Here is a 26,144-nt window from a genome sequence, read left to right on the forward strand (position 1 = left end):
CTCGGGGGCCGGGCGGGGTCTGATCGACCCCACACCCGGCCCCCGAGAGTATTTGCGGCAGCACCACCCGATCCACCGTCGTCCGTCACCAGGAGGAGTCCCCACCATGTCGAGATTCGTCGACCGCGTCGTCCTCCACCTCGCGGCGGGGGACGGCGGCCGCGGCTGCACCTCCGTGCACCGCGAGAAGTTCAAACCGCTCGGCGGCCCCGACGGCGGCAACGGCGGCGACGGCGGTGACGTCGTGCTCGTCGTGGACCCGCAGGTCCACACCCTGCTCGACTTCCACTTCCGGCCCCACGCCCGCGCCGGCAAGGGCCAGCCCGGCATGGGTTCCCACCGCAACGGCGCCCAGGGCGCCGACCTCGTGCTCCCGGTCCCGCCCGGCACGGTCGTGCTGGACGAGAACGGTGAGGTCCTCGCGGACCTCGTCGGCGCCGGCACCCGGTTCGTCGCAGCCGAGGGCGGAAAGGGCGGTCTCGGCAACGCGGCCCTGGCGTCCCGTGCGCGTAAGGCGCCCGGCTTCGCCCTGCTGGGCGAGCCCGGCGAGGTCCGCGACGTCACGCTCGAGCTCAAGTCGATGGCCGACGTCGGACTCGTGGGCTTCCCGTCCGCCGGCAAGTCCTCCCTCGTCTCGGTGCTCTCCGCGGCCAAGCCCAAGATCGCCGACTACCCGTTCACGACCCTGGTGCCCAACCTAGGGGTGGTCTCGGTCGGCGACGACACCTTCACGATCGCCGATGTACCCGGCCTCATCCCCGGTGCCAGCGAGGGCCGCGGTCTCGGCCTGGACTTCCTACGCCACATCGAACGCACCGTCGTCCTGGCCCACGTCGTCGACTGCGCCAACCTTGAGTCCGACCGCGACCCTGTCTCCGACGTGGACGCCCTCGAGGCGGAGCTCGCCGCGTACCGGTCAGAACTGTCCGACGCCGGGATCGGCGACCTGTCCGACCGGCCCCGCGTGGTGGTGCTCAACAAGATCGACGTCCCCGACGCGGCCGACATGGCCGAGATGGTCCGCGAGCAGTTCGAGGCCCGGGGGTGGCCCGTGTACGCCATCTCCGCGGTCGCCCACAAGGGCCTCGACGAACTCCGCTTCGGGCTCTACGAGCTGGTGAAGGCTCACCGGAAGGCCAACCCGCCCGCCGCGCCCGAGCGGATCGTCATCCGGCCCAAGGCCGTGGACGCGGGCGAGTTCGACGTCCGCCCCGACCCCGCCTCTCCCGGCGACTTCGTCGTCACCGGCACCAAGCCCGAGCGGTGGATCCGTCAGACCGACTTCGAGAACGACGAGGCCGTGGGCTTCCTCGCCGACCGCCTCGCCCGGATCGGCGTGGAGGACGCGCTCATCAAGGCCGGCGCCGAGGAGGGCTGCACGGTCACGATCGGCGACGTCTCGTTCGAGTGGGAGCCGCAGACCCCGGCCGGCGTCGACCTCATGCGCACCGGCCGCGGCACGGACATCCGACTCGAGTCCGACGAGCGTGTGGGCGCCGCCGAGCGCAAGTACCGCAAGCGCGTGCGCCGCGGCCTCATCGACCCGGACGAGGAGATCCTGGAGTGACCACCGAGCGCGAGCTGCGCCGTCGCATCGGCACGGCCCGCCGCGTGGTGGTCAAGATCGGTTCGTCCGCGATCACCAGCTTCCACGGCGGGATCCGGCGCGCCGAGCTCGACACCCTGGCGGACGTCTGCCAGACGCGCATGACCGGCGGATCGGACGTGTTCGTGGTGTCCTCGGGCGCGATCGGCGCCGGGATGGCCCCGTTGGGCATGACCACCCGGCCCGCCACATTGTCGGCCAAGCAGGCCGCCGCGAGCGTCGGGCAACTCGAACTGGCGCGCGCGTGGGGTGACTCGTTCGCCCGCTACGACCGGGTGGTGGGACAGGTGCTGCTCACCGCCGCCGACATCGGCCGCCGGGACAGCGCCGCCAACGCGCAACGCACCCTCGACCGCCTGCGCACCCTGCGGGCGGTGCCGGTCATCAACGAGAACGACACCGTCGCGACCAACGAGATCCGCTTCGGCGACAACGACCGGCTGGCGGCCCTGGTCGCCCACCTCATCAGCGCCGACGCGCTCATCCTGCTCTCGGACGTCGACGCCCTCTACGACTCCGACCCCCGCAAGGGCGATGCGACCGCGGTGACGATGGTCGGCGGCGAGGGGGACCTCGACGGCGTGGTGGCCGGCGCCGGGGGAGCGCTCGGGACCGGCGGCATGGCCTCCAAGCTCGCGGCCGCCCGCCTGGCCGCCGACGCGGGGATCCCGGTCCTGCTCACCTCCGCGGAGCGGGCGGCCGAGGCGCTCGCCGCCGAGCCGACCGTGGGGACGGTCTTCGCGGCCCGCCCCGAGCGGATGACCGCCCGCCGCTTCTGGGTCCGCCATGCCGCCGATGCGCGGGGCGCGGTGCTGCTCGACGACGGCGCCGTGCGCGCGGTGACGGGCTCGCGTCGGTCGCTGCTGCTCGCCGGGGTCACGGGCGTTGACGGGCTGTTCCACTTCGGCGACGTCATCGAGCTCCACGACTCCGACGGGCGGGTCGTGGCCCGGGGCATCGCGCAGTACGACTCGATCGAGGTCCGATCCCGGCTCGCCGAGCGGCAGTCCGGGACGGGCGCCGCCGGCCAGGGGCGGCCGCTGGTGCACGCGGACGATCTCGTCGCCGTCTGAGCGCGGACCCCACCGCGCCGGGCTGCCGAGCCGCCGCGAGCCGGGCCGCCGGTCCGCGCGCGCCGCGGAGGGATCAGCCCCCGTTGACCCTGCCCTCGGTGTGGACCGGGGTGACGGTCCCCGCCTCGAGGTTGTAGATCGCGCCGACGATCGCCGTGCGGCCCTCGGTGATCGCGCGGTCGACGGCCGCGGACTTCTCGCGGATCGCGGTGACCGTCTGCCGGACGTTCTCGATCACCACGTCGTCGTACCCGGCATCCGGGTCGCGCCGCGCCTCGAACACGGCCGGGGCGATGCGCTCGACCACGTCGCGCAGGTAGCCCGACGGGGTCGAGTGGGAGTCGACCGCGGTGATGGTGGCGCCGACCGCGCCGCACGAGGTGTGCCCCAGCACGAGGGTCAGCGGGATGCCGAGCACGTCGACGCCGAACTCGATCGAGCCCAGGACGGAGGGGTCGACGATGTGGCCGGCGTTGCGGATGACGAACAGGTCACCCAGGCCCTGGTCGAACACGACCTCGGCGGGCACGCGCGAGTCGGCGCAGCCGAAGACCATGCCGAAGGGGTGCTGCTCGCCGGTGAGTTCGGCGCGGCGGGCGGGATCCTGGTGTGCGTGGAGGCTGGCGCCGTCGACGTAGCGACGGTTGCCGGTGAGGAGTCGGTCCAGCGCGGCGGCGGGGCTCAGATCTGTGCTCATGGTTCCAGTGTGCGCCTGTGGCGGCCCGCACAGCGACCGCACCCCGGGGTCCGGGCGGGCGGTGCTGGCCGTCGCCCGCGGTCTACGCGCCCAGCGCCCGGTCGACGCGGGTGAGGACCTCGACGCAGTCGCCGTCGATCGTGAGGGTGGCCTCGTCGTGCGCGCGGGTGCGGCCGCGGTTGACCACCGCGACGGGCGTACCGGTGGTCACCGCGCGCCGCACGAACCGGTAGCCGGAGCGCACCGTGAGTGACGAGCCGACGACGACGACGAGGTCGGACCCGTCCACCAGGGAGTTGGCCTCCTGCACGCGGTGCGCGGGGACGTTCTCGCCGAAGTAGACGATGTCGGGCTTGAGCACCCCGGAGCAGCGCGGGCAGTCCACCATCCGGAAGTCGGCGGTGTCGGTGAGGACGGCGTCGGCGTCCGGCGCGACCTCGATCGCACCGCGGGTCGCGACGCGTTCGGCGAAGCCGGGGTTGAGCCGGTCCAGCTGCTCGTGCAGGGCCCACCGGCTCTGGCGGAGCCCGCAGTCGAGGCACGTGACCACCGCGTAGGTGCCGTGCAGGTCGACCAGCCGCCGGCTGCCGGCCTTGAGGTGCAGCAGGTCCACGTTCTGCGTGATGACGCCCGTGACGGTGCCGCGCCGTTCCCACTCGGCGAGCAGCAGGTGCGCGGCATTGGGGCGGGCGGCCTCCATGTGCCGCCAGCCCAGGTGGTTGCGGGCCCAGTAGTGACGGCGGAACGCGGGGTCACCGACGAACTGCTGGTAGGTCATCGGCGTGCGACCCGGTGAGTCGGGCCCGCGGTAGTCGGGGATGCCCGAGGGCGTGGAAATGCCCGCTCCGGTGAGGACGACAGCGCGGCGGCCGCGCATCAGGTCCGCCAGGGCATCGGCGCGCTCGGGCAGGTCGGCGTCCGGCCGGGTGCGCTCGGCCGGTGTCCAGGCGGTGTCGCGGATGCGGACCATCTACAGGCCCCCGGGGCCCGAGGGGTCGTGCGCGCACACCACGTCCAGGGTGTCGGCGCGGCGAGCGGCCAACCCGGCGAGTCGGGCGTGCGTCACCTCGACCGCGGCCGGCTCCAGGGCCATGACGCGTTCGGCGACCGGGACCCACGCCGGCACCCGGCCCGCCGAGCCGACCTGGCCCCGGTGGTAGAAGGCATCACCGGCGTGGAGGACGTCCTTGTCGTCGCCGTCGTCACCGCCGTCTCCGGTCGCGGACGGGTCCCCGCCGCGCCCCGGCACGAACACCCCCGCGTGCCCGACGGCGTGACCCGGCAGGTCCACGAGCAGCATCCCCTCGGCGACATGGTCCAGGGGGTGCACCCTAAAGCCCTCCCACCGGTCGGCGCCGAACGAGTACTCGGTGAAGCGCGGCCCGTGCGCCCACTGGCGGCGGCGGTACCGCCGACGCTCCAGGAAGCGCGGCGTCCGCACCGCCCACGTCAGGGCCTGCGCCGAGACGTGCACCTGCGCGGCGGGGAAGTCGGCGAGGCCGCCGATGTGGTCGAGGTCCAGGTGGGTGAGCACGATGTGCCGCACGTCGCGCGGATCCAGGCCCAGGGCCTCGATGCGGCGGACCGCCGTCTCGCGCTCGCGCAGCGCCGGGCGCAGGACGTGGCGCGCGGCGCCGAGGCGACCTGCCGGGTCGGCGATGTCCGCCAGCCCGATCCCCGAGTCCACCAACACCAGACCGCCCGGCGCCTCGAGCAGCAGCACGCGCGTGGGGGCCAGACCCGCGAACGTCCCGCAGTTCATCTGGTGGATCCGCATGAGGGCAACGGTACCGTGGCCGGGTGAGCCGAGACCGTGTCCTGGACCCGCGCCCCGTGGTCCGCGTGACCGCCGACCCCGAGGTGGCGGCCGCGGTGGCCGGGCACGGGGCGGAGGAGTCCCCGTGGCCGTACTCGATCCCGGCGGTCGCGCAGCTCCTGCGCGACGGCCTCGAGCTGGACGATCTCACCGTGCTGGTCGGCGAGAACGGCGCGGGCAAGTCGACGATCGTCGAGGCCGTCGCCATGGCGTTCGGCCTCGGCGCCGAGGGCGGGTCCGTCCACGGCCGGGACGTCACGTGGCGGTCGGAGTCACCCTTGAACTCGGACCTGCGCCTGGTCCGCGGGGGAGCCGCGTCCCGATGGGGCTACTTCCTGCGCGCCGAGACCATGCACGGCATGTTCACCTACCTGCAGTCCTCGGGCCCCGAGCGGGATTTCCATTCGCGCAGCCACGGCGAGGCGTTCTGGGACATCCTCACCACCTCCCGGTTCGACGGCGGCGGCCTGTTCGTCCTGGACGAGCCGGAGGCGGGGCTGTCGTTCGACGCGCAGCTCCGGCTGGTGGCGCTGCTGCTCGAGCTGGCCGACCGGCGCGGCGCGCAGGTGCTCATGGCGACCCACTCGCCGATCCTCGCCTCGGTCCCCGGCGCCGCGGTGTACGAGCTCTCCGACGAGGGGATGCACCGGGCGCGATGGGAGGACCTGGCGATGGTGGACCACTACCGGCGTTACCTCGACGCACCCGGGCGATACCTGCGCCACCTGCTGGAGTGACCGGGCACACTGGACCCATGACCAGTTCCGCGTCCCGTTCCGCACGCACCACCGGCGAGGCCCGGCCCGTCCGCCCCGTCTACCCGTCGTGGCAGCCGCCGTCGACGTCCCGCGCCGCCAACGCCGGGCCGCTGCCCGCGCCAGAGCCCGGGTTCGCCCCGGACATCATCGTGGTCGGGCACGGCCTGGCGGGCCTCGTGGCGACCTACGAGGCGACGCGCGCGGGCAAGAAGGTGCTCGTGGTGGACCAGGAGAGCGAGAAGAACCTCGGCGGGCAGGCGTTCTGGTCCCTCGGCGGGTTGTTCCTCGTGGACACCCCGGAGCAGCGGCGGATCGGCATCAAAGACTCTCTCGAGCTCGCGTGGCGGGACTGGCTCGGCTCGGCCGGGTTCGACCGCCCCGAGGACCACTGGCCGCGGCAGTGGGCGCGTGCGTACGTCGAGTTCGCCGCGGGGGAGAAGCGTCGGTACCTCCACGACCTGGGACTGCGGATCATCCCCACCGTCGGCTGGGCCGAGCGTGGCGGCGGCGACGTGAACGGGCACGGCAACTCCGTCCCTCGCTTCCACGTGGCGTGGGGGACCGGGCCCGAGGTGGTCCGCGTCTTCGAGGAACCCGTCCGCGATGCCGCCCGCGCCGGCCTGGTCCGCTTCGCGGTGCGCCACCGGGTGGACGAGATCGTGGTGGAGGACGGCCGCGCCGTGGGCGTGCGCGGTGCGACGCTCGTGCCCTGCGACTACGACCGCGGCGTCGCGTCCCCCCGGGAGGAGACGGGGGAGTTCGAGTTCCGGGCGAAGGCCGTGCTGCTGGCCTCCGGCGGGATCGGCGGCAACCCCGACCTGGTGCGGAAGTACTGGCCCGCCGACCGGCTCGGCGACGTGCCGAAGGACCTCATCGTGGGTGTGCCCGAGCACGTGGACGGGCGGGTGCTGGAGATCTCCGCGAGGTCCGGCGTGAACCTCATCAACCGGGACCGCATGTGGCACTACACCGAGGGCGTGGCCCACTTCGCGCCCGTGTGGCCCTCGCACGCGATCCGCATCATCCCGGGACCGTCCACCCTGTGGCTCGACGCGAACGGCGACCGGATGCCCGTGCCGTTGTTCCCGGGCTTCCACACCACGGCGTCCATCGAGGCGATCCGCCGAGCCGGCCAGGACTACTCGTGGTTCATCCTCGACTCGGCGATCGCCGGCAAGGAGTTCATCCTCTCCGGCTCGGAGCAGAACCCCGAGCTGACCGACAAGAGCATCCGGAAGTTCGCGTCCAAGGCGGGCAGCGGCCTTCCCCCGTCGATCGCCGACTTCACCGAGAAGGGCGTCGACTGGGTGGTGGCGGACACGCTCGAGGAGATGGTCGCCGGCATGAACTCGCTGCTGCGGGATGGCGAGCCGGAGCTGGACGTGGAGAAGGTGCGGGAGTTCGTCCTGGCGATGGACGGGCAGATGGACAATCCGTTCGCCAAGGACGCCCAGGTGCAGGCGATCCACAACTCGCGGCGCGTGCTCACCGACAAGCTCACCCGCCTGGCCAAGCCGCACCGCCTGCTCGCCGACTCCGGCCCGGGCAAGGGCTCGGCCGCCGGCTCGGGTGGCCCGCTGATCGTGGTGAAGGCGCACCTCATGACGCGCAAGACCCTCGGCGGGATCGAGACGACGCTCGACTCGCAGTGCCTCACTCCCGCCGGCGAGCCGTTCCCGGGGCTGTACGCCGCCGGCGAGGTCGCGGGATTCGGCGGTGGCGGCGTCCACGGCTACAACTCGCTCGAGGGCACGTTCCTCGGCGGGTGCATCTTCTCCGGCCTGAGGGCCGGCCGGGCGATGGCGCGGGAGGTCTGAGCCGTCCGGCGGCCGATGCGGGGCCGCCTCCCCTCAACCGCCCTCGCGGCCGCCGTCGTCTCTCGCGACGGGCCGGCCGCGGGCCTGACCGCGTCCCCGCCGGACACCGAGTTCGTAGGTGGCCAATACGATCAGCCACAGCGCGGTGACGGGGATGACGAACCAGAGCATGGCGGCGCTGAACGGATCCAACGCGTCGTGGTCGGCGGCCTGCAGCACCACGTAGGCGACGTACGCGGCGTAGAACCCCGCGAAGAGCAGTCCCTCCCACCGCTTGATCGCCATCCCGGTGAAGGCGATCGGAAGCAGAGCCATCGAGACGGCGAGCATGATCGGCAGGTCGAAGCGGATGGCCCCTTGGGCGACCCCGATCGGCGTGATGAGCGAGGTCATTCCGAGAACCGCGCCGATGTTGAACATGTTGCTTCCGACGATGTTGCCGATGGCGAGGTCGCGTTCGCCGCGGATCGCCGCCACGAGGCTCGTGGCGAGTTCCGGGAGGGAGGTGCCGATGGCCACCACCGTGAGACCGATGACCAGGTCACTCATCCCCCAGGCCGACGCGAGATCACTGGCCGCGGTGACGAGTAGCCGTGCCCCGATCACGAGCAGCGCCACCCCGGCGATCACGAGAGCGCTGTTGAGGAGGACCGGGTGCGAGGTGTCGCCGCCGGTAGGCGTCGTCTCGCCCGCGCTGTCACCGGCCGGGGCGTCCAATGCCTCGGTGGCGCGGTCTCCGTCCTGTTTGCGCGCGATGACGATCGTCGCGGTCGTATAGGTCACGAGGCCGGCGAACAGCAGCAGACCGTCGAGGAAGCTGATCGTGCCGTCGAGGGCCACCAGAAGCACGGCCAGAGAGAACAGCACCATGATGGGGATGTCGACTCGCACGATCCGGGACGTCGCCACCAGAGGGGCGACGATCGCGGTCAGCCCCAGGATGAGCAGAATGTTCGCGATATTGCTGCCCACGACGTTGCCGACGGCCAGTCCCGGGTATCCGCTCAGCGCGGCATCGACGCTCACCGCGAGTTCCGGCGCCGAGGTGGCGAACGCGACGACGGTGAGTCCCACCACCAGCGGGGAGATCCCGAGGACGGCGGCCAGACCGCCGGCGCCCCGTACCAGTACTTCACCGCCGCCGATGAGCAGCACGAAGCCCAGCGACAGGGCGACCACCGTCAGGACGCTCATGACCGATCAGACCGGGTCGTGGAGGTGCCCGGCCGGGCAGTGGGCGACGGTCTCGTCAAAGTGATCATGGGTCGATGATCCCGTGCCGGCGCCCACCTGTCGATCACCGGCGGTCGCCTAACCCGCGGCGGCGACGGCCAGGGGCAGAACCGCGGAGGCGCCGGAGGAGCGCAGGTGCCGGGCCGCCTCGGTGACCGTCCAACCCGTGCCTAGAACATCGGTGACCAGCAGGACCGGACCGTCCGGCGCAGTGGCCGGGCCGGAGAACGTGCCCCACAGCTGGGCCACGCGGTAGGCCGAGTTCTGCGCCGTCACCGGCGGCAGCGCCGGGTCGCGGGTGAGCTCGCCGAGCGGCTCCATACGTCCCATCCGCGCCAGCGCGGCGGCGAGGCTGGCGACGAGCTGCGGGTGCTCCCCGGTGACCAGGGCGACGACCCCGGTGGGCCGCTCGGACCAGCCCCACTCCCGCAGGACCGGTACGCACGCCCGTGCCAGCCACTCGGGCGCGTCCTGATCGGGCTCGGCGAGCAGCGCCCGAAGCTTCTGCCCCAGGCCGAGGTCGGTGAGGCGCGCGAGAGCGCGTCCCTCGGCGGGACCGTCGGCGATCTTGCCCTTGAGCGGTACGTCGAGCTTGGCCAGGCCCGTGGGCCACTGCCGGCGGGGCGGAAGCACCACACCGGGCCGCTCCAGCGCCTCGCGCGCCCGGGTCAGCGCGCCGGAATCGACGTCGGTGGTGCGGCGCTCGCCGGTGCAGTTGTCACAGCGGCCGCACCCGGGCGACGCCGGGTCGAGGGTGGGGTCGTCGAGCTGCGCGCGCAGGAACTCCATGCGGCACGAGTCGGTGCGCTCGTAGGCGATCATCGCCTGCTGCTCGGCCTGCCGAGCCTCCGCCAGACCCGCGTAGCGCTCGGCGTGGTAGTGCCACGGCCGCCCGGTGGAGACCCAGCCGCCGCGCACCCGCTGGACCGCGCCGTCCACGTCGAGGACCTTGAGCACCATCTCCAGCCGGGTCCGGCCCAGGTCGACGGCCGGCTCCAGCGCCTGCGTCGACTGCGGACGGTCGGGCTCCAGCGCGTCGAGGACCCGCCGGACGACGTCCTCCGGCGGGAAGGCCAGCGAGGCGAAGTGGTTCCAGATGGCCCGGTCCTCGGGCCCCGGCAGCAGGACGACCTCCGCTCTGTCGGCCGCGCGCCCGGCGCGGCCGATCTGCTGGTAGTACGAGATGGGAGAAGGCGGCGCCCCCAGGTGGACGACGAACCCCAGGTCGGGCTTGTCGAAACCCATTCCCAGCGCGGACGTGGCGACCAGCGCCTTGACCTCGTTGTCCAACAGGGCACGCTCCAGCTCCTCCCGCTCGCCGGAGTCGGTGCGTCCCGTGTAGGCGCTGACGCGGTGCCCGGCCGAGGTGAGCAGCTCGGCCATGTCCTCCGCGGCGGCGACGGTGAGGCAGTAGATGATCCCGCTGCCGGGCAGCGCGTCGAGATTCTCCACCAGCCAGGCCGCGCGCGTCTCGGAGTCGTCGATCGTCACCACCGACAGACGCAGCGACTCACGGTCGAGGCCGCCGCGCAGGACGAGGGTGTCCGAGGCGGCGGAGTCGTCGGCGGCCGAAGGCTGCTGCGCGAGACCGCTCACGCCCACACCCAGCTGCTGGGCGACGTCGCGGACCACCCGGTCGTTGGCCGTGGCGGTGGTCGCCAGGACCGGCACCCCCTCCGGCAGGTCGGCGAGGAGGGTGCGGATCCGACGGTAGTCGGGCCGGAAGTCGTGACCCCAGTCCGAGACACAGTGGGCCTCGTCGACCACGACCAGCCCGGCGTCCGCGGCGAGCGCCGGCAGCACGGTGTCCCGGAAATCCGGGTTGTTCAGCCGCTCGGGGCTCACCAACAGCACGTCCACCTCGCCGGCCCGGACGGACGCGCGCACCTCGTCCCACTCGGTCATGTTGGCCGAGTTGATGGTCGCCGCCCGCACCCCGGCCCGGGCCGCCGCCTCGACCTGGTTGCGCATGAGCGCCAACAGCGGCGAGACGATCACCGTGGGACCGGAGCCGAGCTCGCGGAGCAGCCGCGCGGCGATGAAGTACACCGCGGACTTGCCCCAGCCGGTGCGTTGGACCACCAGTGCGCGCCGACGGTCGGCCACCAGCGCCTCGATCGCCGTCCACTGGTCCTCGCGCAGTCGCGCACCCGGGCCCGCGAGGGCCCCGAGCAGCTCGTCGGCGCGCGCCCGCAGGGACGCGGGATCCGCTGCGGTCGGGCTGTCGGGATGGGGACGGTCCGCCGGCGAGGTCATGGGCCCATCGTGCACCACCACTACGACACGAGGGTGCGGCGCCGACCCCGACCGGCGTTAACTGGTGGCCGTGACGAGCGACGGGCGGGGCATAGCGGGACAGGTCGAGCACGCGGCGGGACGGCTGGCACGCCGGCGGGTGGGGGTGATCGTCGCCGCCGGGCCGCCCGGGGACACTCACGTCGCCGCGCGCGGTGACACTGGTCGGGGAGAGGTCCCCGACGACCACACGCTGTTCGAGATCGGCTCCATCACCAAGACCTTCACCGCCCTGCTGCTCGCCGACGGTGTCGTGTGCGGCCGGTGGCGACTCGATACCCCCGTCCGCGACCTGCTCCCCACCGGCGTCGACGTCCCGGACCACGACGGACGGCAGATCACCCTCCAGCATCTGGCGACCCACACCGCCGGGCTCCCGCGGTCGCCCTCCCGTATCGGCCTCCGCGAGAACCTCTCCTACCTGCGCCGCGGCACGGACCCGTACGCCGACCTCACCGAGCAGGCCGTGCTGGACGGCCTCGGCGGCGTCCGACTCCGCCGCGCCCCGGGGCACGGTAAACCGTCGTACTCGAACCTCGGCGCCGGGCTTCTCGGCATCGCGCTGACCACCGCGACCGGCACCGACTTCGGCACGCTCGTCCGCGACCGGATCTGCGCGCCGCTCGGAATGCCCGACACGGTCACCGACGACCTGCTCACCGAGGAGCAGCGGTGCCGCTCCGCGGTGGGTCACCGCAGCCGCGGGCGCCCGGCCGACCCCTGGCCCCTGCCCGGCATCCCCGGCGCAGGCGCACTGCGATCCACGGCCGCCGACCTCACGCGCTACCTCGCCGCGCAGCTCGACCCGTCGCGCACCGCCCTGGCCGACGCCATCCGGCTCACCCACGCGACCCCACCGGGCGGGCCCACGCAGATGGGTCTCGGGTGGCACCGGGCCGGGTCCGGGGTGCTCTGGCACAACGGCGGGACGGGCGGGTTCCGGTCGATCGCCGTCGTCGACCACCTCGGCGGGGTCGCGGCGGCCACCCTCGTGAACCAGACCAGGGGCGCCGACATGACCACCTTCCGACTCCTGCGCCGACTGGGCTCCTGACCCGGCCCGCCCGCCGGCCGCGCGGACCACGTCCTCGTCGTCGTCACCGCCCTCGGCAGCGCCGCACCGCGGCGGCCATACTGGACCGCATGGCGCAGACATGGAAGAAGATCGTGGAGGCCGACCCCGAGCACTCGCGGCGATACGCGCGGCGCTGGGATGACATGATCGCCGAGGGCGTCGACATCGACGGCGAGGCGCGGCTCGCCGACGCCATGGCGCCGCGCGGCGCGCGCATCCTCGACGTGGGCTGCGGCCAGGGACGGATGGGCGTCTACCTCCACGCCCGCGGCCACCGCGTCACCGGCGTCGACATCGACCCCTACCTCGTCGACCGGGCGCGCGAACAGTGCCCCGACGCCACCTGGGAGGTCGCCGACCTCGCCGACGACGGCTGGGCCGCCGGCCCCTTCGACCTGGCCGTGTCAGCCGGCAACGTCCTCGCCTTCGTCGACCCGGCCGACCGCGGAGCCGTCCTGGCCAACCTCGCCGCCCGCCTGGCGCCGGCGTCGGAGTCCACCGACGGACGACCCGGCAGGCTCGTCGTGGGATTCGGGCTCGACCGCGGTTGGACGCGGGAGGAGTTCGACCTCGACGCCGAGCGAGCCGGACTGCGGGTCGAGCAGCGGTGGTCGACCTGGGATCTGCGGCCCTTCGACGACGACAGCGGCTTCATGGTCGCGGTACTCGTACGTGCGTAGGGGCCCGTGCAGGTGCGCGCGTCGACCACGGGACCCTGGCTGCTCCCGGCGGCGCTCGTGAAGATCCAGGTCATGACCAGGTTGAAGCCGAGGCAGAACAGCAGGAACGACGTCGCGCGGGTCCAGCTCGCGTCCGGATAGCCGCCCCATGCGGTGAAGAACAGCGGGACGTGCCACAGCGCCCAGATCGGCCCCAGGATCATCGACGCGGCCAGCGGGCTGAACCGGTCCTGCAACCGGGGTAGCGCGAAGTCACGCCAGCCCGGCTCCTCCGCGAGCCCCGTGGTGACGAACTGGAAGAGCAGGAGCGGCACGTACATGCTCAGCGCCATGAGCGACGGCGCGTGGATCTCGCCGCCGGAGAACGCGAAGCCCGTGAGCAGCATCCCGCCCGGCACCCCGAGCAGCGCCACCGCGTACCACCGCCCCGGGACCCGCCAGCGCAGTAGTCGCCCGACCCAGCTGCGCACCCCGGCGCGCCCCTCGGTGACGGCGGTGACGAGGAAGGCCGAGGAGATCGGGCCGAGGTACGCGCCGGGGAGGACGCCGACGATCGAGTTGAGCGTCACGGGCAGGACGCCGAGCGCGGTCTCGGAGAGGACGTAGGGCGTCCAGGCGATCCAGCTGAGCAGGTTGGCGAGGACGAAGAACGTCGGCAACGGGTGGCGGCGGATGAAGTCCAGCGGCCGCGGCCGCTGCCGACGCGTGATGGCGGTGGCGGTGTCGGTGGGGGTTTCGCTGGGGGTTTCGGCGACGGTCATGACCGGCTGCTTCGGTGAGGTGCTCGCGCGGTGGCGGCGAGTGCGTTCACGGTAAGAAGCGGCGCCCCCGGCTCTCGAGAGGCGAAAGTGGTCACTTCGGGCGGCTGCATCGAAAGGTGCCAGTGGGACCTGCCGCCCGGCGAGGTGCTCGGCTCCGTCCGGCATCGTCCAGCACATCGCGGCAGGTAGATAGCCTAATGGGGTTATTGAACCGGGACCTGGTGTTCGAACACATGTGTGATAGCGGCGGTAGGATGGGGACATGATCTCGGACCTGGTGGAGTCGACGACGACGAGCGTTGAGCAGCTCGCGTCGGTGTGCTGGTCGGAGGTGTCCGAGTCGGAGTTGCCTGTGGTGTTGCGGCGGCTGGAGGAGGTGTCCCGGCGTGTAGAGGCCATCAGTGCTGCGGGGGCTGCGGAGGCGGCCGGCCGCGCGGAACGTGCGGGCCGGTCGGTGTCTTCGGCGGCGACGTCGCTGGGCAGGGATCTGGGGTTGACGGCGGGGCAGTGCCGGGCCCGGATCGACGCCGGGCGCCGTCAAGGATCTCCCGCGATGGAGGCGCATCGACGGGGACGGATCACCGCCGGGCAGGAGCGGGCGATCGGTGAGGCGGTCGCCGAACTGCCCGAGGGCGCCCCCGATGAGGCGCGGGAGGATTTCTCCCGCCATCTGACGGGGTTGGCGCAGGCGGGGGCCAGCGTGCGGGCACTGACCGCGGCGGCGGCGAGGGAGTTGGCCAAGGCGGATCCGGGCCGGTTGGAGCGGCTGGAGGAGATGCAGCAGAAACGGCGGGGGTTGCGGGCGCATCGGCCGGGTCTGGATGGGCTGGCGAGCATGGGGATCACAGCCGAGCCGCGCCTGCAAGCGCTGCTCGCGGCGGTGATCGCCCGGTTCGGCGGCCCGGGTCAGTGCATCGCCGCACCGGCGGATCCGGAGTCTGGTGGGCAGGCCGGCCCGGAGGCGTTGGCCGCGGACGACACGCGTGCTGCGGGCCAGCGGGCCTATGACGCGCTGTGCCACGTGCTGGCTCTGGGCTTGGCGGTGGAGCCGGGCGCGAGCCGCGGGGTGGTCGACACCGACGGCGGGGTGCAGCTGAGCGCCGGGCAGGCGGTGACGTTGGCGGGACGACGCTCCTGGTTTCTGTCAGCACTGCGCGACGGGCGCGAGGAGCGCCGAATCGATGTGGACCGGGGTCGGGATCGTCGGTTGGCCTCGGCGATGCAGCGGCTGGTGATGTATGCCGCGCACGGTGGGTGTACCCATCCGGGGTGCGAGCAGCCGGCGGCACAGTGTCAGGGCCACCACGTGACGGACTGGTCGCGGGGCGGTCCCACGACGGTGTCGAGCCTGGCGCTGGTGTGTCCTGTCCACCACGGGTGGATCGGTGACGGGCCCGGCCAGTGGCGCACGGTCCCGGACCCGGCACGCCCCGGTATGCCCCGATGGATCCCACCCGGTACTCCGGCGAGGGCGGCGTGACCTCCTCACAGTTGGCAGGTGACCCGGCCGGGTCGGGCGCTGCGTGCCCGGGCCTCCGGCTGGCCAGCCGACTCGCGATCCCCCCGCGAGCGTCCGGTCACGCTGTCACCTGCGCCGTCGGCGAGCCACCGATCGGTAAGCTGGCCCGCATGACCACCAGCCACCTCGACGCCCCCGACCTCGCCGGCCAGACGGACGCCGATCGGCCGGCCGCGGACCCGGTGCGCGACGCCGTCCACGGTGCCGCCCGTCGTGCCCGCGCCGCCTCTCGCGAGCTGGCGCTGCTGACCGCCGACCGCAAGAACGCGCTGCTGCTCGCCGCGGCCGATGCTCTCGTGTCGGCGGAGGCGACGATCCTCGAGGCCAACGCGGCGGACATCGCCGAGCAGATCGAGGCCGGTACCGGAGAGGCCATGCTCGACCGGCTCCGCCTGACCGCCGACCGGATTGAGGGCATCGCGAGCGGGCTGCGCCAGGTCGCCGGTCTGGCGGACCCGATCGGGACCGTCACCCGCGGGTCGACCCGGCCCAACGGGCTCCAGCTCCGTCAGGTCCGCGTGCCGCTGGGCGTGGTCGGGATGATCTACGAAGGGCGTCCCAACGTCACCGTCGACGCCTTCGGTCTGGCCTTCAAGTCCGGCAACGCAGCGCTCCTCCGCGGCTCCCGCTCGGCACGCAACTCCAACGAGGCGCTCGTCGAGGTCCTGCGCGGGGTGCTCGCCGAGCACGACCTGCCCGTCGACGCCGCGCAGTTATTGCCCTCGGAGGACCGCTCGTCGGTCACCCACCTCATCCAGGCGCGCGGTTTCGTCGACGTCGTGATCCCCCGGGGAGGCGCGGGCCTCATCCAGGCCGTGGTGGAGAACGCCAAGGTCCCCGCCATCGAGACCGGCACCGGCAACTGCCACCTCTACATCCACGGAGACGCGGACCTCGACGAGGCGATCAGCCTCCTGCTCAACGGCAAGACCCGCCGCTGCAGCGTCTGCAACGCCACCGAGACCGTCCTGCTCGACGCCGCCCTTGGCGACGCCGCCGTGGACCGCGTCGTGGGTGCCCTGCGCACGGCCGGCGTCACCGTCCACGGGGACCGCGAGGGGCTCGTCCCCGCCGACGACGTGGACTGGGGCGAGGAATACCTCAGCATGGACATCGCGCTCAAGGTCGTCGACGGCGTCGAGGAGGCGATCGAGCACATCGCCCGCTGGTCGTCCGGCCACACCGAGGCCATCTCCACCCGCAGCATCGACGTGGCCGAGGCGTTCACCGCGCGCGTCGACGCCGCCGCGGTGATGGTCAACGCCTCCACCGCCTGGACCGACGGCGAGATGTTCGGCTTCGGCGCCGAGATCGGCATCTCCACCCAGAAACTCCACGCCCGCGGACCGATGGGGCTCGAGGAACTCACCAGCACCAAGTGGATCGCCCACGGCAAGGGGCACGTGCGGCCGTAAGGCACCCGCGCCCGAGCAGGCCGCGTCCGCGCGGTTCGCACCAGATCACCCCACCGAGAGGACCCGCCCCATGGACCGAGCCCGCACCGGACAGCGCCCGGCGTTCGAGAGCATCGACCACGTCATCGACGCCCTCGGCGAGCAGGGGTACCTGGCCGACCGGTCGACGGCGACGGTCGTCTACCTCGCCGACCGGCTGGGCAAGCCGCTGCTCATCGAGGGGCCGGCGGGCGTCGGCAAGACGGAGCTGGCCAAGGCCGTCGCCGCCGCCACCGAGGCCGAGCTCATCCGCCTGCAGTGCTACGAGGGCGTCGACGAGGCCCGTGCGCTCTACGAGTGGAACCACGCCAAGCAGATCCTCCGGATCCAGGCCGGCCAGGGGGAGGGCTGGGACTCCACGCGGGACGACGTGTTCTCCGAGGAGTTCCTCCTGTCGCGGCCGCTGCTCACCGCGATCCGGCGCAGTGAGCCCACCGTGCTGCTGGTCGACGAGGTGGACAAGGCGGACATCGAGATCGAGGGCCTGCTGCTGGAGGTGCTCAGCGACTTCGCGGTGACCATCCCCGAGCTGGGGACGATCGAGGCGACCCGCCGGCCCTTCGCCGTGCTCACGTCTAACGCCGCCCGCGAGCTGTCCGAGGCGCTCAAGCGACGCTGCCTCTACCTCCACCTGGACTTCCCGATGCCCGAGCTCGAGCGGAAGATCCTCGCGTCCCGGGTTCCCGAGCTGGACGACCGGCTGGCCGAGCAGCTCGTGCGGGTCGTCGGGGTGCTGCGCGCCATGGCGCTGAAGAAGGTGCCGAGCGTGTCCGAGACGATCGACTGGGGCCGCACGCTCGTGGCGCTGGGCCTGGACACGATCGACGACGAGACCGTCCTGCAGACCCTCGGCGTGGTCCTCAAGCACCAGTCCGACCAGCTGCGCGCGGCCGCCGAACTGCGGCTGAACTAGCGGGCGGACGCAGGAGATGATCGGGAGGCGGGGGAGATGACCCAGAAGAGTCCGGGCGGCCTGTCCGGCCACCTCGTCGACTTCGTCGACGCACTGCGCGGCAAGGGCATCCCGGTCGGGCCCAGCGAGGCGGTCGACGCGGCCTCGGCGATGGTGCACGTCGACCTGCTCGACCGCGCCGCGCTGCGCGAAGCGCTGGCCTCGACGATCCTCCACAAGCCCACACACCGCGGGGTGTTCGACCAGCTCTTCGACCTGTGGTTCCCGGCCGCCGTCGGCGGCCACACCCCGGGCGACGCGGTGATGCTGGAGGTGGAGATCCCGACCGATGACGACGGCAAGGTGGATCCCGACGCCCTGAACGAGCTCATCGCCTCGCTGCTCCTCGAGGACACCGACGAGTCGCGCGCCAAGGCTCGGGCGCTCGCCGAACTCCTCGTGGAGCAGCTGGGCTCGTATGACTCGGTCAACGGCCCGCGCTACTCCGCCTACCAGGCGTTGAGCCCGTTGGACACGAACTCGATCATGCAGAGGATCCTCGACGGGCTGCTCGGCGCCGACCCCTTCGACCCCGACGGTTCCAAGCGACACGCGGAGAAGACCGCGGCCGCCAACGCCGCGGCGAATCTGGTGCGCGGGTTCCTGCGCGAGGTGGCCGACGAGACGCGTCGCCGCACCGCCGAGACAGTGGGGCGGGACCGGGTGGCCCAGTACGCGGTCGGCCCGGCGGCCGAGCAGGTCGACTTCCTGCGCGCCAACGACCAGGATCTGCAGGCGCTTCGTCGCCGGGTCGGGCCGCTGGCGCGCCAGCTCGGGAGTCGCCTGGCCGCGCGGCGGCGTCGCCACCGGCACGGTGCCATCGACATGCGCAAGACCATGCGTCGGTCGATGTCCACGGGCGGGGTCCCGGTCGAGCTGGTGCTGCGCAAGCCGCGTCCGGCCCGCCCCGAGCTGGTGGTGCTGTGCGACGTGTCCGGGTCGGTCGCGGGCTTCAGTCACTTCACCCTCCAGCTGGTGCACTCGCTCCGTGAGCAGTTCTCCCGGGTGCGTGTCTTCGCGTTCGTCGACACCACCGACGAGGTGACCTCGTTCTTCGAATCGGGCTCCGACCTCGGCACGGCGATGAGCAGGATGGTGCGCGAGGCCGAGATCATCACCTATGACGGGCACTCCGACTACGGGCATGCCCTCGAGGGGTTCGCCGACCGGTACGCCCACACGCTGACGAGGACGGGGTCGCTGCTCATCCTGGGCGATGGCCGCAACAACTACCGCGATCCCGCGGTCGGAGCTCTGGAGTTCGTCAGCGAGCGGGTCGGGCACACCCACTGGCTCAATCCGGAACCGCAGCGGCAGTGGGGGACCGGCGACTCGGCCGCCAGGTTGTACTCCCAGTACGTGCCCATGCACGAGTGCCGCAACGTCGAGCAGCTCACGGCGGTCGTCTCCAGCCTGCTGCCCGTGTGAGCGTCCGGGGCGGCGGGGAGCGGCAGACGAGTACGCGTCACCCCGGCCCGATAGACTCAGTGACCATGACCACGACGGGAACCGCCGACGGCTCGCGGCGCCGCATCGGAGTGATGGGCGGAACCTTCGACCCGATCCACCACGGTCACCTCGTGGCGGCCAGCGAGGTGGCTCATCGGTTCGATCTCGACGACGTCGTGTTCGTCCCCACGGGCGAGCCGTGGCAGAAGCGTAGCCGGGAGGTCTCCCCGGCCGAGGACCGCTATCTCATGACCGTCATCGCGACGGCTTCCAATCCGCGCTTCTCGGTCAGCCGCGTGGACATCGACCGCCGTGGGCCGACGTACACGGTCGACACCCTCAAGGATCTCCTCCGCCAGCACCCGGAGACCGAACTGTTCTTCATCACCGGTGCCGACGCGTTGGAGAAGATCCTGACCTGGCGCGGCTGGGAGGAGATGTTCGAGCTCGCCACGTTCGTCGGCGTCTCCCGTCCCGGTTTCGAGCTGTCCGACACCCATCTCACCGAGATCGAGGACGGACGGGTCTACCTGCTCGAGATCCCGGCCCTGGCCATCTCGTCCACCGAATGCCGCCGCCGTGCGGCCGACGGCGCCCCCGTCTGGTACCTCGTACCCGACGGCGTCGTGCAGTACATCGCCAAACGCAACCTGTACCGGCCGGAGGGCTCCACCCGCCTGGACGGCACCCCCGTAGCGACGGCCCCGGTACACCGGGTCCCCGTCCCCATCGATTCGCACCCCGAGGAGAACCCCCAGTGACCGCAAGCCCCGAGGCCCTGGAGATGGCCGCTGTCGCGGCCCACGCCGCAGACGACAAGCTGGCGACCGACATCGTCGTCATCGACGTCTCCGACCAACTCGTCATCACCGACTGCTTCGTCCTGGCGTCCGCGGACACCGAGCGTCAGGTGAACTCCGTCGTGGAGGAGATCGAAGACAAGCTCCGCGAGGCCGGACACAAGCCACTGCGCCGCGAGGGCACCCGCGAGGGTCGTTGGGCCCTGCTCGACTACAACGAGCTCGTCGTGCACGTGCAGCACGTCGACGAGCGCGACTACTACTCGCTCGACCGGTTGTGGAAGGACTGCCCGGTCGTGGAGATCGAGGGTGTCGAGACGTCCCGGCGCTCGGACGCCGCCGCCGGCGGGGCCGATGACTCGCTCGCCCCGGAGGAGCCACAGCGGGATCAGGAGCTCTGAACTCCTCGGTGACCCGACGTCTCATCCTGCTGCGTCACGGCCAGACGCACTACAACGCCTCGTTGCGGATGCAGGGGCAGTTGGACACCGAGCTCAGTGAGCTCGGGGTCCGACAGGCGCACGCGGTCGGCCGGGCACTGGCGCCCCGACGGCCGTGGACGATCCTGTCCTCGGATCTCCAGCGTGCGCACGAGACGGCGAAGGCGCTGGCGTCCGAGGTAGGACTGAATGTCCATACCGACCCGCGGCTGCGCGAGACGAACCTGGGGACCTGGCAGGGGATGAGCCACTCCGAGGTCGACGAGCAGTGGCCGGACGCGCGACTGCGCTGGCGCAGCAGTCCGCGCTGGTCACCGCCGAACGGGGAGAGCCGCATCGAGGTGGCGCGCCGTACCCGCGAGGTCGTCGACGAGCTCGTCGAGTCGTCTCCGGAGTGGGGGGAGCACCCGGCCGTGATCGTCGCGCACGGCGGCGCCATCGCGGCACTGACCGGGGCACTGCTCGAACTGCCCGTGGAGCACTACCCGATGTTCAACGGGCTCGGCAACACCTGCTGGGTGCAGTTGTCCGCCCACCCGCGCCCCGCGAACCCGGACGACTCGTACGCCGAGCCGGAGGTCGCGCCCACCACTGACGCGGCACGGGCCCTGCTGTGGCGCCTGGACCAGTGGAACGCGGGGATCACACCGCCGGTGGACGCCCCGTGACGATCCGACTGGTCACCGACTCCTGCGCGGACCTGCCAGCCGCGTGGGTCCACGCCTTCGGCATCACGGTCGTGCCGCTGCACGTCGTGGAGGAGGACGACAAGGCCGTCTCCACCGCAGCGGTGACCCCAGACGAACTCGCGGCCAACTATGCCGACCTCCTCGCCGACCCGGACTGCACGGGCGTCGTCTCGGTGCACCTGTCCAAAGAACTCTCGCGGACCTGGCAGTCGGCCAGCGACGCCGCCACCCGCTTCGGTGGCCGAGTCCTCGTCTCCGACTCCCGGGGGGCGGGGATGGCCTTCGGCGCCGCGGTCGCCCAGTGCGCGTGGGCCGCGAACAACGGACTCGGGCTGTCGGCGACCTACGACCTCGCCGAGCGTCTGTGCCGGGGCGCCTCGACGTACGCGGCCCTCGAGTCGCTCGAGCACCTACGGCGGGGCGGCCGGATCAGCGCCCTGGCCGCGATCTTCGGCAGCGCGTTGGCGATGCGTCCGGTGATCGTGCTGCGGTCGGGTTCGGTCGACCTCGCCGCGAAGGCACGCACCACCACGAAGGCCCATGAACGCCTCCGCGCGCTGCTCCGAGACGACCTCTCCCGGGGTGACGTCCTGGTCGTCATCCACCACCACGAGGCGGCGGAACGGGCCGGGGAGATGGCCGCGGAGATCCGCAAACAGACCCCGTTCCCGGAACGCGTCATCATCGTCGAATTCGACGAGGTCCTCGCGTGGCATCTGGGCCCCGGAACAGTGGGGGTGTCGGTGACGGACCTCGTGGACACCGAATTCCCCATCCCGTCCCCCTCTCCACAGGACGCGGACTGAGGACCGCGTTCCGGAGCGGATGGGGGCGGGCGCCGGTCTAGCGTCGCGCCCATGCGAACCGAGACCCGGGCCCGTCCCGCCGACCCCGAGCGGGACCCGGCGCGGGCGGCCGCCTTACAGCGACTGGCCGGTGCACTCGCGCCGGAGCCGGTCGGTCGGAGCCGTGAGCCGGCGGCCGCGGAGGCGGCCCGGGTGCCGTGGGCGGAACCCGATCCGGACGGAGCCCGGCCGGAGCGCGTCCCCGCCGAGGAACCGGACATCGCCGCATGGGCCGACCCACCGTGGTGGGCCCGCATCAGATGGGCACCCGATCGTCTCGCCGGCGTCGCGCTGGTGGTCGTGGTCCTCGCCCTCGGGGCGTTCTCCGTACACCGGCTGCTCGCCGCCGTCCCGGCGGGCCCGCCCGTTCCCGAACTTCCACTGGCGGCGTCGGACGCGGCATCGGTGGGCAGCGGCCCGGCCCCCACGCCGCCGGCGCCGCCGGCGCCGGCCACGGCAGCCCCGGGAGCCGACCCGGACGCCGCGGAAGGCCCACTCGTCGTCTCCGTGGTCGGCCTGGTCGGACGCAGTGGGCTGGTCACCCTCACGCCCGGCGCCCGGGTCGCCGACGCACTCGACAGTGCCGGCGGTGTCCTCGAGGGCGGGGACCGGGACGGGCTCAACCTCGCGCGCAGGGTCGCCGACGGCGAGCAGATCCTCGTCGGTCTGGCCCCCGGGCCCGACGGGCCGAGGGGGCCGCGGAGCGACATCGTCGGTCCCGGCCCCGCCCAACCCCCCGCCGCCCCGGGCGCCCCGGCGGCCGGAGCTCCCGCGCCGGCACCCGCCGGAGCGGGTGCCGGGCCGGTCGATCTCAACACCGCTGACGCCGCCGCCCTGGAGTCCCTGCCCGGGATCGGGCCGGTCACCGCGGCGGCGATCCTCGCGTGGCGGTCGGCCAACGGCGTGTTCACCAGCGTCGACCAGTTGGTCGAGGTCGACGGGATAGGCCCGGCGACGCTGGCGAAGTTGCGCCCCCTGGTGACGGTGTGACCGATCCGCAGCCTCGGGCGCCGGCCCACGCGGCGCCTGGGATGCCGGCGGCCCGCGACCTGCGGCTGGTGGTGCCCACGCTCACGGTGTTCGTCGCCACCGCTGCGACTGTCGCCCTCCGCCCCGCTGTCGCGGCCGCCCTCGCGGTGGTGCTGCTGGCCGCCGCCGTGGTGTCCGCGGCGTGGTCGACGGGCGCGGGCGGCCGATCGAGGACCGACCGCGTCGCACTCGGGGTGGTGGCGTTGGCGTGCGCGGTCGGTGCGGTCGCGGCGGGGGCCCAGGCGGCGCGGACGTACGCGCTGGCCGCGCACCCGCTGGTCGATCTGGTGGGTGCCCGCACCGGCGTGGAGGCGGTGGTGACCGGGTTCGACAGGCCGGTCCGCAGCGGCGGGGTCATGGTGCCCGTGCGGGTCGAGGCCACCGGGACGGGCACCGCGGCGCGCCGCGGCGAGCTCGACGTGGTGCTCCTCGCGCGGGAGGGCTGGCGGGGCCTGCCGCCGGGGACCCGGGTCACCACTTCGGTGACGGTGCTGGAGCCCCGATCGGTCGGCGAGCCGCCGGGCCTCCGGGCTCTCGCGCCACCCCGGATCACCGGTCCTTCGGGCTGGAGCGGGCGGGTCCCGGCGGCGGTACGGCACCGTTTCCGCGAGGTGTCCGACCGGGCCCTGTCCGGGGAGTCCGCGGGCCTGCTGCCCTCGTTCGTACTCGGCGACGAGAGCGGCGTGTCGGTCGAGACACGGGACGAGTTCCGCGCGTCCGGGCTCGCGCATCTCGCCGCCGTCTCGGGCGCCAACACGACCTACGTCGTCGGAGCGGTGCTGCTCGCGGCCGCCGCGGCAGGTGTCGGTCGTCGTGGTCGCCTCCTGGCCGCGGCCCTCGCATTGGTCGGGTTCGTCGCGGTGGTCGGCCCGGAGCCGGCGGTGCTGCGCGCGGCGGGGACGGGGGCGATCGGCCTGGCCGCACTGGGTGCGCGCCGCACAGGTAGGCCCCTGGCGGCGCTGGCGGCGATCGTCCTCCTCGTGGCACTCCTCGACCCCGCGACGGCGACGGGGGCGGGTTTCGTTCTGTCGGTGTCCGCGACGGCCGCGCTGGTGGTGGCCGCGAGACCAGTGGCCCAGCGGCTTCGCCGACCGTGGATTCCCGGCCCCGCCGCCGACGTCCTGGCGGTCTGCCTGGTCGCGCACGTGGCCACGCTCCCGATCCTCGTGGCCTCCGGGCTCGGGTCCGGGCCGTGGGCGCTACCCGCGAACATCGCGGTCGCCCCCGCGGTGCCGGTCGTGACGGTGCTGGGCACCGCGGCCGCCGCGCTCGGCCCGCTGTGGCAGGGCGGGGCCGTGGCGCTGGCCGCGGCGTGCGCGCCCGCGCTGTGGTGGCTCGACACCGTCGCCGGCGTCGCTGCCGGCCTGCCCGGCTCGCCGACGGTCACGCCCGCGTGAGCAGCTCCTGCTCACGGACGAGATCCAGGGACAGCGTCCGGTACCCCTGCTCTTCGAAGAACACGGTGAGGCGGTCGTCATCGACACTCATGACGATCCCCGGCCCCCACTCCCGGTGGGTCACCGCGGACTGGAGAGGGAAGTCCGCCGCATCATGAGTGATGTCCACGGCCGTGCCGGCGTCGCAGGTGTCGCAGTTCCCGCAGGGATCGGCGAGCTCGTCGCCGAAGTATCCGAGCAGGAACTGGCGTCGACACCCGTCGGTCTCCGCGTACCCGCGCATCATCTCGATCCGGGAGCGATCGATTCTCTCGAGCGTCTCGGACATCTCCTCCGCGCGGCGTACCGCTTCCTTGGGACGCACGTCCTCGACGAGCTCGAGCCCCTTCTTGCCGGAGGAGAGCAGGCCGGCCGCCTCGAGCAGGTTGACCGCGCCCGTGACACGCTTCCCGCCCGCGTCGACGGCCTTCTTCAGCTTGCTCAGTCGCACCGGCCCGTCCGCTCGGCGCAGGTGACGGACGACGGTTCGGATCACCTCCTCGTCCGCGCTGTGAGACGAGAAGAAGCTGCGGAGGCCGAGGTCCTCGCTGCGGTAGTGCAGTTCGATGGTGGCCGGCTCGCCGTCCCGTCCGGCGCGCCCGGCCTCCTGGTAATAGGTGTCCAGCGAGTCGGGGATGTCGGCGTGGAGGACGAACCGTACGTCCTCCTTGTCGATGCCCATCCCGAACGCGTTCGTCGCCACCACCACGTCGAGGTGACCGTCGAGGAAGGCGCCCAGCGTCTCCTCGCGCTCCGCCGCCTTCTGCCCGGCGTGATAGGCGCGGACCCTCAACGGACGGTCGGCGGCGGCCGAGCGCTCGGCGATGCGAGCCGCGTAGTCCTCGGTGGCCTTGCGGGTCGCGGTGTAGACCAGCCCGGGACCGATCAGTTCGACGGCCCGCTCCACGACCGCGTCCTTCTTGTCGTCGTCCTCCACGTGGCGCCGCACGGCGAGGTGCAACTCCGACCGGTCGAAGCCGCCGGCGAGCACGAGCGCGTCGGACATGGCCAAGCGGTCGAGGATCTCCTCCCGCACCGGTGTCGAGGCGGTCGCGGTGAGCGCGATGACGGTCGGTGACCCCATCCGGTGACGTGCGGTGTCGAGGCGGAGGTAGTCGGGACGGAAGTCGTGCCCCCAGGCGGACACGCAGTGCGCCTCGTCCACGACGAGGAAGCTCGGGCCCGCCTGGCGGAGGCGGTCGAGGACTTCGGGCTTGGCCAACTGCTCGGGGGTGAGGAACACGAAGTCGACGCGTCCGGCGACGACGTCGTCCCACGCCTCGGCCTGCGCCCGAGCGCCCATCGAGGAGTTGATCGCCAGCGATCGGGTGGGGGCGTCGTCGGCGAGCTCGTTGAGCCCCTCGCACTGGTCGGTCTGCAACGCGATGAGAGGGGAGACCACGATGCACGGGCCCTCCGCCATGATCCCGGCGAGCTGGTAGATCGCCGACTTGCCGTAACCGGTGGGCAGGACGGCCAGCACATCGCGGCCGCTCACCGCCGCCCGGATCGCCTCGGCCTGCGGTGGCCGCAGTTCGTCCCATCCGAAGACGCGCTCCGCCACCTCGAGGGGATCGGTGGGCTCGGCCTGCGTCGTCGTCACGTGTGCGTCCTCTCCGTCGCGGTCGGGCGGCCCGCGGTGGGATGGTCCCGGACACCCGAGGGTAAGCGCATGCCGGACATCGGCCACCGCGTGCGCCCCCGCCGACCGGTCGCGCCC

General features: G+C 72.8%; 23 protein-coding genes and 1 pseudogene. 17 read left to right on the forward strand and 7 right to left on the reverse strand.

The features are described from left to right. Nucleotides 1-106: 106 nt before the first annotated feature. Together obgE and proB are read left to right on the forward strand one after the other, a co-directional pair. Nucleotides 107-1,567: a GTPase ObgE gene (gene obgE / locus VYL96_RS05520; RefSeq protein WP_131884910.1), complete on the forward strand. Its 1,461-nt coding sequence runs from the start codon at nt 107-109 to the stop codon at nt 1,565-1,567. Beyond that, nucleotides 1,564-2,679, forward strand: coding sequence for a glutamate 5-kinase (gene proB, locus VYL96_RS05525; RefSeq protein ID WP_109148409.1), 1,116 nt, complete (start codon nt 1,564-1,566; stop codon nt 2,677-2,679). Before obgE ends, proB begins: the two co-directional genes overlap by 4 nt. Nucleotides 2,680-2,752: 73 nt before the next feature. On the opposite strand, the gene VYL96_RS05530 is transcribed toward proB, so the two are convergent. The 3 genes from VYL96_RS05530 to VYL96_RS05540 all read right to left on the reverse strand — a co-directional run bounded on the left by VYL96_RS05530 (nt 2,753) and on the right by VYL96_RS05540 (nt 5,153). Further along, nucleotides 2,753-3,376: a carbonic anhydrase gene (locus VYL96_RS05530; protein ID WP_131884909.1), complete on the reverse strand. Its 624-nt coding sequence runs from the start codon at nt 3,374-3,376 to the stop codon at nt 2,753-2,755. Between the two features lie 82 nt (nt 3,377-3,458). Then, nucleotides 3,459-4,346: a Sir2 family NAD-dependent protein deacetylase gene (locus VYL96_RS05535; RefSeq protein ID WP_207913505.1), complete on the reverse strand. Its 888-nt coding sequence runs from the start codon at nt 4,344-4,346 to the stop codon at nt 3,459-3,461. Further along, entirely contained in the window at nt 4,347-5,153 is an 807-nt protein-coding gene (locus VYL96_RS05540; protein WP_131884908.1) for an MBL fold metallo-hydrolase, read from the reverse strand. Nucleotides 5,154-5,176: 23 nt separating this feature from the next. Here VYL96_RS05540 and VYL96_RS05545 point away from each other — a divergent pair, with 23 nt between their 5' ends. Continuing rightward, on the forward strand, nt 5,177-5,929 hold the full coding sequence (locus VYL96_RS05545; RefSeq protein ID WP_243699557.1) for an AAA family ATPase: 753 nt from the start codon (nt 5,177-5,179) through the stop codon (nt 5,927-5,929). A gap of 17 nt (nt 5,930-5,946) precedes the next feature. After that, entirely contained in the window at nt 5,947-7,767 is a 1,821-nt protein-coding gene (locus VYL96_RS05550; protein ID WP_131884907.1) for an FAD-binding dehydrogenase, read from the forward strand. A gap of 33 nt (nt 7,768-7,800) precedes the next feature. Here VYL96_RS05550 and VYL96_RS05555 read toward each other — a convergent pair whose 3' ends face one another. Continuing rightward, entirely contained in the window at nt 7,801-8,961 is a 1,161-nt protein-coding gene (locus VYL96_RS05555; RefSeq protein WP_131884906.1) for a calcium/sodium antiporter, read from the reverse strand. Between the two features lie 117 nt (nt 8,962-9,078). Next, complete coding sequence (locus tag VYL96_RS05560) at nt 9,079-11,256, reverse strand: RecQ family ATP-dependent DNA helicase (RefSeq protein WP_131884905.1); 2,178 nt, start codon at nt 11,254-11,256, stop codon at nt 9,079-9,081. Between the two features lie 70 nt (nt 11,257-11,326). Here VYL96_RS05560 and VYL96_RS05565 point away from each other — a divergent pair, with 70 nt between their 5' ends. After that, the gene (locus VYL96_RS05565) at nt 11,327-12,349 is read left to right on the forward strand and encodes a serine hydrolase domain-containing protein (RefSeq protein ID WP_165928417.1); all 1,023 of its coding nucleotides are present in this window, start codon (nt 11,327-11,329) and stop codon (nt 12,347-12,349) included. A gap of 89 nt (nt 12,350-12,438) precedes the next feature. Then, complete coding sequence (locus VYL96_RS05570; protein WP_131884903.1) at nt 12,439-13,050, forward strand: class I SAM-dependent DNA methyltransferase; 612 nt, start codon at nt 12,439-12,441, stop codon at nt 13,048-13,050. A 68-nt stretch (nt 13,051-13,118) separates the two neighbouring features. Here VYL96_RS05570 and VYL96_RS17270 read toward each other — a convergent pair. Continuing rightward, nucleotides 13,119-13,436, reverse strand: a pseudogene (locus VYL96_RS17270) (CPBP family glutamic-type intramembrane protease); the annotation flags it as partial. Between VYL96_RS17270 and VYL96_RS05575 the strand changes: the two are divergent. The 11 genes from VYL96_RS05575 (at nt 13,381) to VYL96_RS05625 (ending at nt 24,385) form a co-directional block, all read left to right on the forward strand. Next, a complete protein-coding gene (locus tag VYL96_RS05575; RefSeq protein ID WP_207913519.1) occupies nt 13,381-13,656 on the forward strand; it encodes a hypothetical protein in 276 nt (91 codons plus the stop codon). The pseudogene VYL96_RS17270 and the gene VYL96_RS05575 sit on opposite strands and share 56 nt — an antisense overlap. Before the next feature lie 417 nt (nt 13,657-14,073). Beyond that, the gene (locus VYL96_RS05580) at nt 14,074-15,291 is read left to right on the forward strand and encodes an HNH endonuclease signature motif containing protein (protein ID WP_131884902.1); all 1,218 of its coding nucleotides are present in this window, start codon (nt 14,074-14,076) and stop codon (nt 15,289-15,291) included. Nucleotides 15,292-15,440: 149 nt separating this feature from the next. Beyond that, on the forward strand, nt 15,441-16,745 hold the full coding sequence (locus VYL96_RS05585) for a glutamate-5-semialdehyde dehydrogenase (RefSeq protein WP_243699556.1): 1,305 nt from the start codon (nt 15,441-15,443) through the stop codon (nt 16,743-16,745). Between the two features lie 70 nt (nt 16,746-16,815). Beyond that, nucleotides 16,816-17,697 carry an AAA family ATPase gene (locus tag VYL96_RS05590; RefSeq protein WP_131884901.1) on the forward strand — a complete coding sequence of 294 codons (882 nt, stop codon included), beginning with the start codon at nt 16,816-16,818 and terminating at the stop codon, nt 17,695-17,697. A gap of 36 nt (nt 17,698-17,733) precedes the next feature. Then, entirely contained in the window at nt 17,734-19,164 is a 1,431-nt protein-coding gene (locus VYL96_RS05595; RefSeq protein ID WP_131884900.1) for a vWA domain-containing protein, read from the forward strand. 65 nt (nt 19,165-19,229) lie between these two features. Next, nucleotides 19,230-19,946, forward strand: a complete 717-nt coding sequence (gene nadD, locus VYL96_RS05600; RefSeq protein ID WP_131884899.1) for a nicotinate-nucleotide adenylyltransferase — start codon at nt 19,230-19,232, stop codon at nt 19,944-19,946. Next, complete coding sequence (gene rsfS, locus VYL96_RS05605; RefSeq protein ID WP_131884898.1) at nt 19,943-20,386, forward strand: ribosome silencing factor; 444 nt, start codon at nt 19,943-19,945, stop codon at nt 20,384-20,386. Before nadD ends, rsfS begins: the two co-directional genes overlap by 4 nt. Nucleotides 20,387-20,394: 8 nt before the next feature. Then, nucleotides 20,395-21,093, forward strand: coding sequence for a histidine phosphatase family protein (locus VYL96_RS05610; RefSeq protein ID WP_131884897.1), 699 nt, complete (start codon nt 20,395-20,397; stop codon nt 21,091-21,093). Further along, complete coding sequence (locus VYL96_RS05615; protein ID WP_131884896.1) at nt 21,090-21,920, forward strand: DegV family protein; 831 nt, start codon at nt 21,090-21,092, stop codon at nt 21,918-21,920. The genes VYL96_RS05610 and VYL96_RS05615 overlap by 4 nt, the downstream gene beginning before the upstream one ends. 51 nt (nt 21,921-21,971) lie before the next feature. Next, entirely contained in the window at nt 21,972-22,949 is a 978-nt protein-coding gene (locus VYL96_RS05620) for a ComEA family DNA-binding protein (RefSeq protein ID WP_131884895.1), read from the forward strand. Then, entirely contained in the window at nt 22,946-24,385 is a 1,440-nt protein-coding gene (locus VYL96_RS05625; RefSeq protein WP_243699555.1) for a ComEC/Rec2 family competence protein, read from the forward strand. Before VYL96_RS05620 ends, VYL96_RS05625 begins: the two co-directional genes overlap by 4 nt. Here VYL96_RS05625 and VYL96_RS05630 read toward each other — a convergent pair. Next, nucleotides 24,372-26,027 carry a RecQ family ATP-dependent DNA helicase gene (locus VYL96_RS05630; RefSeq protein WP_131884894.1) on the reverse strand — a complete coding sequence of 552 codons (1,656 nt, stop codon included), beginning with the start codon at nt 26,025-26,027 and terminating at the stop codon, nt 24,372-24,374. The genes VYL96_RS05625 and VYL96_RS05630 overlap by 14 nt on opposite strands. Nucleotides 26,028-26,144 lie beyond the last annotated feature (117 nt).

The organism is Dietzia maris (assembly GCF_036287335.1).
Lineage (GTDB): Bacteria > Actinomycetota > Actinomycetes > Mycobacteriales > Mycobacteriaceae > Dietzia > Dietzia cinnamea.

What these genes read in the sequence shown, in the direction of transcription:
- VYL96_RS05580 (WP_131884902.1), top strand. Translation starts at nt 14,074, where the DNA reads ATGATCTCGGACCTGGTGGAGTCGACGACGACGAGCGTTGAGCAGCTC.
- VYL96_RS05590 (WP_131884901.1), top strand. Translation starts at nt 16,816, where the DNA reads ATGGACCGAGCCCGCACCGGACAGCGCCCGGCGTTCGAGAGCATCGAC.
- obgE (WP_131884910.1), top strand. Translation starts at nt 107, where the DNA reads ATGTCGAGATTCGTCGACCGCGTCGTCCTCCACCTCGCGGCGGGGGAC.
- VYL96_RS05595 (WP_131884900.1), top strand. Translation starts at nt 17,734, where the DNA reads ATGACCCAGAAGAGTCCGGGCGGCCTGTCCGGCCACCTCGTCGACTTC.
- VYL96_RS05530 (WP_131884909.1), bottom strand. Translation starts at nt 3,376, where the DNA reads ATGAGCACAGATCTGAGCCCCGCCGCCGCGCTGGACCGACTCCTCACC.
- VYL96_RS05575 (WP_207913519.1), top strand. Translation starts at nt 13,381, where the DNA reads ATGAGCGACGGCGCGTGGATCTCGCCGCCGGAGAACGCGAAGCCCGTG.
- VYL96_RS05560 (WP_131884905.1), bottom strand. Translation starts at nt 11,256, where the DNA reads ATGACCTCGCCGGCGGACCGTCCCCATCCCGACAGCCCGACCGCAGCG.
- VYL96_RS05620 (WP_131884895.1), top strand. Translation starts at nt 21,972, where the DNA reads ATGCGAACCGAGACCCGGGCCCGTCCCGCCGACCCCGAGCGGGACCCG.
- VYL96_RS05555 (WP_131884906.1), bottom strand. Translation starts at nt 8,961, where the DNA reads ATGAGCGTCCTGACGGTGGTCGCCCTGTCGCTGGGCTTCGTGCTGCTC.
- VYL96_RS05535 (WP_207913505.1), bottom strand. Translation starts at nt 4,346, where the DNA reads ATGGTCCGCATCCGCGACACCGCCTGGACACCGGCCGAGCGCACCCGG.
- VYL96_RS05550 (WP_131884907.1), top strand. Translation starts at nt 5,947, where the DNA reads ATGACCAGTTCCGCGTCCCGTTCCGCACGCACCACCGGCGAGGCCCGG.
- nadD (WP_131884899.1), top strand. Translation starts at nt 19,230, where the DNA reads ATGACCACGACGGGAACCGCCGACGGCTCGCGGCGCCGCATCGGAGTG.
- VYL96_RS05540 (WP_131884908.1), bottom strand. Translation starts at nt 5,153, where the DNA reads ATGCGGATCCACCAGATGAACTGCGGGACGTTCGCGGGTCTGGCCCCC.
- VYL96_RS05585 (WP_243699556.1), top strand. Translation starts at nt 15,441, where the DNA reads ATGACCACCAGCCACCTCGACGCCCCCGACCTCGCCGGCCAGACGGAC.
- VYL96_RS05570 (WP_131884903.1), top strand. Translation starts at nt 12,439, where the DNA reads ATGGCGCAGACATGGAAGAAGATCGTGGAGGCCGACCCCGAGCACTCG.